Source organism: Stenotrophomonas sp. YIM B06876 (assembly GCF_030711595.1).
GTDB lineage: Bacteria > Pseudomonadota > Gammaproteobacteria > Xanthomonadales > Xanthomonadaceae > Stenotrophomonas.
Map to the genome: position 1 here is coordinate 1 of NZ_JAUJUJ010000436.1, position 664 is coordinate 664.

At 66.5% G+C, this 664-nt stretch carries 2 pseudogenes; both read left to right on the top strand.

Going from position 1 to position 664, the window contains the following annotated elements:
- Nucleotides 1–466: pseudogene (locus QZH66_RS17800) on the top strand (hypothetical protein); the annotation flags it as partial.
- Nucleotides 373–664 (top strand): annotated as a pseudogene (locus QZH66_RS17805) (phosphoribosylamine--glycine ligase); the annotation flags it as partial. The pseudogenes QZH66_RS17800 and QZH66_RS17805, both read left to right, overlap by 94 nt.

The window sequence follows — 664 nt, forward strand, 5'->3', positions numbered from 1 at the left end:
CGTGGCGCACAACGACGGCGGCGCGCGCGTCGTCATCGAAGAGTTCCTGGAAGGCGAAGAGGCGAGCTTCATCGTGCTGTGCGACGGCAAGAACGTCGCGGCGCTCGCCACCAGCCAGGACCACAAGCGCCTCAAGGACGGCGACCTGGGCCCCAACACCGGCGGCATGGGCGCGTACTCGCCGGCTCCCGTGGTCACGGCCGATGTCCATGCCCGCGCCATGCGCGAAATCATCCTGCCCACGGTGCGCGGCATGGAAAAGGACGGTATTCCGTTCACCGGCTTCCTGTATGCCGGCCTGATGATCGACGCCAAGGGCCATCCGAAGACGCTGGAATTCAACTGCCGCATGGGCGACCCCGAGACCCAGNCCATGCCCGCGCCATGCGCGAAATCATCCTGCCCACGGTGCGCGGCATGGAAAAGGACGGTATTCCGTTCACCGGCTTCCTGTATGCCGGCCTGATGATCGACGCCAAGGGCCATCCGAAGACGCTGGAATTCAACTGCCGCATGGGCGACCCCGAGACCCAGCCGATCCTGATGCGCCTGAAAAGCGACCTGCTCGACCTGCTCGGCGCCGCCATCGACGGCAAGCTCGACCAGGTGGAACTGCAGTGGGACCGCCGCACGGCGCTGGGCGTGGTCATGGCCGCGCACGGCT